At 71.2% G+C, this 5,797-nt stretch carries 5 protein-coding genes; 2 read left to right on the forward strand and 3 right to left on the reverse strand.

Annotation, left to right across the window (positions count from 1 at the left end):
• The first annotated feature begins 83 nt into the window (after positions 1–83).
• Together rlmM and D7Y13_RS37345 are read left to right on the forward strand one after the other, a co-directional pair.
• The gene (rlmM, locus tag D7Y13_RS37340; RefSeq protein ID WP_370451756.1) at positions 84–1,070 is read left to right on the forward strand and encodes a 23S rRNA (cytidine(2498)-2'-O)-methyltransferase RlmM; all 987 of its coding nucleotides are present in this window, start codon (positions 84–86) and stop codon (positions 1,068–1,070) included.
• Between the two features lie 46 nt (positions 1,071–1,116).
• Complete coding sequence (locus D7Y13_RS37345) at positions 1,117–1,821, forward strand: diguanylate cyclase domain-containing protein (protein ID WP_120537398.1); 705 nt, start codon at positions 1,117–1,119, stop codon at positions 1,819–1,821.
• Between the two features lie 81 nt (positions 1,822–1,902).
• On the opposite strand, the gene D7Y13_RS37350 is transcribed toward D7Y13_RS37345, so the two are convergent.
• The 3 genes from D7Y13_RS37350 to recN all read right to left on the reverse strand — a co-directional run bounded on the left by D7Y13_RS37350 (position 1,903) and on the right by recN (position 5,685).
• Positions 1,903–2,820, reverse strand: coding sequence for a M23 family metallopeptidase (locus tag D7Y13_RS37350; RefSeq protein WP_120537397.1), 918 nt, complete (start codon positions 2,818–2,820; stop codon positions 1,903–1,905).
• 227 nt (positions 2,821–3,047) lie between these two features.
• Positions 3,048–3,845 carry a Stp1/IreP family PP2C-type Ser/Thr phosphatase gene (locus D7Y13_RS37355; RefSeq protein WP_120585978.1) on the reverse strand — a complete coding sequence of 266 codons (798 nt, stop codon included), beginning with the start codon at positions 3,843–3,845 and terminating at the stop codon, positions 3,048–3,050.
• 106 nt (positions 3,846–3,951) lie between these two features.
• Complete coding sequence (gene recN / locus D7Y13_RS37360) at positions 3,952–5,685, reverse strand: DNA repair protein RecN (protein ID WP_120537395.1); 1,734 nt, start codon at positions 5,683–5,685, stop codon at positions 3,952–3,954.
• Positions 5,686–5,797 lie beyond the last annotated feature (112 nt).

Genomic DNA, 5,797 nt, shown 5'->3' on the forward strand with positions numbered 1-5,797 from the left:
CAGCTCCGGCGCCGCGCATCCCACCTCGGGCGCGTGCTCCTTCCATCCCCGCACAGACGCTCGCCGCCCAGCCAGGGCGCTGGCTGTGGACGTGCCGGGAGGGCTTCGAAGCCCACCTGTTCGAGGAGCTGGTGTGGTCTCACGCCAACCCCCGCATCCTGGGCCCCGCCCTGGTGGAGTCCGAGCACCGGCCGGAAGTGCCCCCCGCCTTCGGCCGGGCGGCCGAGAGGGTCATCGCCACCTGGGCCCCCGCGGGCGGGGAGCAGGTCCCCGTGGAGGACATCGTGGACGCCCTCTCCGAGCTGCCCACCCGCGTTCCCTGGCTCCTGCGCGCCTTCACGCCCGACAGTGAGCGCGGCAACACGCAGGCCGGACGCGCGGAGGCGCTGGAAGCCGCGGTGCGCGCGGCCATCCACCCCAACCGCCTGCTGGAGGACGACAACCGGGCGCGCGAGTCCGGCGCCCTGCTGGTGGGCCTGTGCGTGGCGCCGGACGGCGTGCTCATCCTGGGCGCGGTGAGTGCCCGCGAGGCGCTGTCGCTCGCTCCGGGCGGCCGGCGGCGGATGAAGCGCGCGGGCGAGTCCCCTTCCCGCGCGGCGATGAAGCTGGAGGAGGCCCTGGACGGCCTGCCGGATGAGCCGGGGCGCGGCGATGTCTGCGTGGACCTGGGCGCGGCGCCGGGCGGCTGGACGCAGCGGCTGGTGGCGCGCGGGGCGCGGGTGGTGGCGGTGGACCCGGCGAAGCTGATGCCGGAGCTCACGAAGAACCCCCGCGTGCAGCACGTCCAGGAGAGCGCCTTCGCCTATGCCCCGGAGGAGCCCGCGGACTGGCTCTTCTGCGACATGGCGTGGCGGCCGCTGGAGGTGGCGCAGTTGTTGGCCAAGTGGGGGCGCCGCCGCTGGGCGCGCAACCTGGTGGCCAACATCAAGCTGCCCATGAAGGACAAGAACCCGCTGCTCCTGCGCGTGAAGCAGATCCTCGTGGACGACGGGGGCTGGGAGGGCCTCACCGTCCGCCAGCTCTACCATGACCGGGACGAGGTGACGGTGACGGCGCGACGCATGCGCTGAAAGCAGCCTGCGCCCGGGTGCCGTCCGCGCTACACACCCGGGCACGATGCCCTATTCCATCGACGATTCCACCGCCACCGCGCTCGTCGCACTCCACCCCCGGGCCGCCCGGCCCGGGCACGCGCAGGAGGCGCCCCAGGCGGCCGCCCTGGAGCTCATCGCCACCGAGCAGCGCCGGCGCGGCCAGCCCGACGCCACCGGGGCGCTGCACGTGCTGGCGCTGACGCAGGGAACGCTCCTCAAGGAGCAGTTCGACCTGTCCACGCACGCCCACCATGACGGCTGGACCGTGGGCGCGGTGATGGTGGACGTGAAGGAGATGATCCACTTCAACGCCCGCTTCGGCTTCCCGGCGGGGGACGCGCTGCTCAAGGCGCTCGTCGCGTCGCTCGCGGCGCAGTACCCGGGCGCGCGCATCGTGCGCTTCCAGCCGGACGGCTTCGCGGTGCTGCTCGTGCCCACGTCCCAGCTCACCGTGCGCGAGGACAGCGCGGACACCACGCGGGCGCGGCTGACGGAGGACCTGCGCCCCACCTTGCCCCCGGGCGCGGCGGCCACCGACGTGCCGGGCTTCACCGTGGCGCTGCTGGAGCTGACGGTGCACCAGCCGTCCCACTGGCAGGTGCTGGGGCCGCTCCTGTGGGCGGAGGTGGAGCGGGCCTACATCATGGAGCGCACCGGGCGGACGCACGGCCTGCAGCGCCGGCACCTGCGCCTGGATGCGTTCCTTCCGGAGCCGGAAGGAACCTGAAGCGTCGGAGGAAGCTTCGGGGCGGATCGACGGGGCTCGCTGCTGGGAGCCCCGGACCGCGCGCCCTGGAATCGCCTCGGGCTACTCCTCGAGGATGAACTTGCGCGGGTTCTGCGGCACGCCGTTCACGCGCACCTCATAGTGCAGGTGCGGACCGGTGGAGCGGCCCGTGTTGCCCACCGCCGCCACGGGGACGCCGCGCTTCACGCGGTCGCCGGCCTTCACGAGAATCTTGGACAGGTGGCCGTAGCGCGTCTTGATGCCGTAGCCGTGGTCGATGACGAGCACGTTGCCGTACCCGCCCTCCAGGCCCGCGAACACCACCGTGCCGTCCGACGGCGCGGTGACTTCCTTGCCGTGGGGCGCCGCGATGTCCAGGCCCGCGTGCGTTACCCGGTCCGCCGTGTACGGGTCCAGGCGCTGCCCGAAGTCGCTGGTCACCCAGCCGCGCGCCGGCCACACCGACGGCGTGGAGGCCAAGAGCGACTTCTGGTCCTGGAAGTAGGCCTGCAGGTCCTGGAGGCTCAGCTCCTGGCGGGTGGCCTCCGCGGACAGCCGGTCCAGGCGCCCCAGCAGCACCTTGGGCGTCTCCGTGGTGGTCAGCTGCGTGAACTGGGTGTCCGTCGCGGGCGCCATGGTGCCGGCTTCCGGCTCCGTGGGGCCCATGGCCAGGTTGCGCTGCGGGTCCGACAGCAGCGTCACCGCGCGCAGCTTCTGGTCGAAGCGCTCCACCCGGTCCAGCGTGGAGCCAATGTGCTCGATGCGCTCACGCACCGACTTCAGCTGGGAGCGCAGCGTGAGGTTCTCCTCACGCAGGATGCGGTTCTCCGAGGCATCCGCGGCGACCTGCAGGTAGTGGATGCTCGCACCCGCGCCCAGTCCCGCCACCAGCATCAGGCCCATGCCCACCTGCACCAGCCAGGAGCGCTGGATGGTGTAGCGCTTCACCGGAGCGTCGTGGTCCGGGATGACCATCAGCGTGAAGGACTTTTTGGCCACGGACCACTCCTGGAGAAACCCTGCTCTTACGTGGGACTTCCGGCGGCAGAACCTAAGTCGCTCCGCGCGCTCGCAACACCTCCCCCGCCAACCGCCCCCCACACACCGTCACCCACTGGCGATTTGCCGTGGGTGGAAAGGTTGGGGCAGCTATCATCCGTCTTTGAAGAGTGTCAAGGTCAACAGAGGCCGGGCGCGCCCCACCGCACCCGGGTCGAGGGCGGACTTCAGCCGCCCATGCGCACGACAATGACGCTGATGTTGTCGTCGCCGCCGCGCTCATTGGCCAGGTCGATGAGGTGCTTGGGCACTTCCTCGAAGCTGGCGGAACGGGCCACGGCGTCGTGGATCTCCCGGTCCTCCAGCATGTTGGCCAGACCGTCGGAGCAGAGCAGGAACACGTCGCCGGGCTCGGACACGAGCCCCATGACGTCCACCTGCACCTCCTCCTCGAAGCCGACGGAGCGGGTGATGATGTTCTTGTAGCGGGAGTGCTTCGCCTCCTCGGGGGTGATCATCCCGGCCTTGATCTGCTCGTTGACCAGGGAATGGTCCTCGCTGATCTGCTGGATGAGGTCGCCGCGGATGAGGTACGCGCGACTGTCGCCCACGTGGGCGAAGAAGGCGTGCTCGTCGCGGACCACCAGGGAGATGACGGTCGTTCCCATGCCAGAGAGCCGCGCGTCGTCCTGGGCGGTGAGGTAGATGGCCTGACAGGCCTTCTCCACCGCGGAACGAAGCGCCTCTGGAATGGGCGACTCCTGGAGGTTGGGAACACTGACGAAGGGGTTGTCTCGCCCTTCGCGCGCGCGCCTCAACTCCTTGTCGATGGTCTCGACGGCGATGCGCGACGCGGTACCGCCACCCGCGTGCCCACCCATTCCGTCCGCCACGACGTAGAGCTGGAGCTCATCGTCAATGAGGAAACTGTCCTCGTTGTGATTGCGCTTGCGCCCGACGTCCGTCAGGCCAGCGGAGATGACTTTATGGCGGGGGGCCGCGGTCTGCCCTGCGGTGCTGGACACGCGCCGGATGCTATGTGAGCCCCAATGAGGGGGCAAGGACGCGGACGAAAACTCACGGTGCGTCATGCCCTCCCCCCTGGGTCACCCCTACCTTCGAGGCCCGGTTTCAGGCCGTCCGCCGCAGCCGACCCCGGGGGCTGGTGCCCTCCGGACCCGATTCCCGGCGCGCCCGGGGGGAGCGGTGGGCCGAACGGACCAGGGCTTCGGCCGCGCCCAGCGCCTCGCGCGTCACCTCCACGCCGGACATCATCCGCGCCAGCTCCTGCGTGCGCTCGGCGCCCGCCGCCAGGGGGAGCACCTGGGACACGGTGCGCTCGCCCCGGACGCTCTTGCGGATGAGCAGGTGCGCGTCCGCGTAGGCCGCCACCTGGGGCAGGTGCGTGATGCACAGCACCTGCCGGTGGGAGCTGACCTCGCGAATCATCCGCCCCACCACGTCCGCGATGGCGCCGCTCACGCCCGCGTCCGCCTCATCCAGCACGTAGCAGCCGCACGCGTCACTGTCCGCCAGTGCACGTTTGAGGGCCAGGAGCAGCCGGCTCGCCTCGCCGCCCGAGGCCACCTTGGCCAGCGCGCGCGCGGGTTCCCCCGGGTTGGCGCTGAAGAAGAACTCCACCTCGTCCAGGCCATCCGGACGCAGCGTCTCCCCGGCCGTCACCCGCACCTCGAAGGCGGCCTTGCCCATGGCCAGCCCGCCCAGGCCCTCCCGCACCTGCTGGGAGAAGGCCCCGGCGCTCGCCTTGCGCGCCTTGGACAGGGACAGCGCCGCCTTGCGCGCCCGCTCCTCCACGCGCTTCTTCTCCTGGTTCAGCTCCTCCAGGATTTCGCGCCGGTTCTCCAGCGTGCCCAGTTCGGTCTCCAGCTCGCCGCGCTTCAGGAGGACGCCGTCCAGCGTCACGCCGTGCTTGCGGCACAGCCGCTTGAGCGCGTCCAGCCGCTCCTCCACCTCGCCCAGCCGCCCGGGGTCGGACTCCAGCCCCTCCACATAGCGGTTGAGCCGGCGCGCGGCCTCCTCCAGCTCCGACAGCGCGGTGCTGAGCGACAGCGCCACCGGCGCGAGGGACGCGTCGCACTTGACGCCCTCGTGCACGAGCCCCAGCGCCCGCCCGACGATCTCCACCGCCGAGGGCGCCTCGCCCGCGACCAGCAGCTCCGCTTCCGCGCCGTGGCGCTTGAGCTTCTGCGCGCTGCCCAGCCGCCGGCGCTCCGCGTCCAGCTTCACGTCCTCGCCGGACTCCGGATCCAGGCGCGTGATTTCATCCAGTTGGAAGCGCAGGAACTCCGCGCGCTCGCGCACCTTGGCGTCGTCGCCGCCGAGCGCGTCCATGCGGGATTCCACCTCGCGCAGGTTCGCCCACTCGCGGCCGTACGCGGCCAGCGCGTCCTCCAGGCGCCCGTACTTGTCGAGCAGCACCCGGTGCAGCCCGGAGTCGAAGAGGCTCACGTGCTCATGCTGGCCGGCGATGTCCACCGCGCCCCGGGTGAGCTTCCCCAGGACCCCCAGCGTCACCAGCGCGCCGTTGACGTAGACCTTGCCGCGCCCGGTGCGCCCCAACACCCGGCGCACCAGCACCTCGTCTCCCAGGTCGGGGAGGCCCAGTTCCTCCAGTCTCGAGGCCAGCACCGGTGTCCGGGCGAACACGCCCTCCACCGCCGCGTCCTCGCAGCCCGCTCGGATGACGTCCGCATCCGCCCTGCCCCCGAGCAACAGACCCAACGCGTCCACCAAGATGGACTTGCCAGCCCCTGTCTCACCCGTGAGGACGGTAAGGCCGGCGCCAAACGCCACCTCCACCTCCTCAATCACCGCTACGTTCGAAATCCGAAGTCCCAGCAGCACGCGCGCCCTCCGCGGTCCGTACGTCGCCCCAACACCTGAACACCCTAGCAGGTCTCGATGACACTGCACAGGTGTTCGGGTCGGGTGCACGCAGGCAGAGCGGGTGGGAGGG

The sequence above is a fragment of the Corallococcus praedator genome (assembly GCF_003612125.1).
In the GTDB taxonomy this organism is placed as follows: domain Bacteria; phylum Myxococcota; class Myxococcia; order Myxococcales; family Myxococcaceae; genus Corallococcus; species Corallococcus praedator.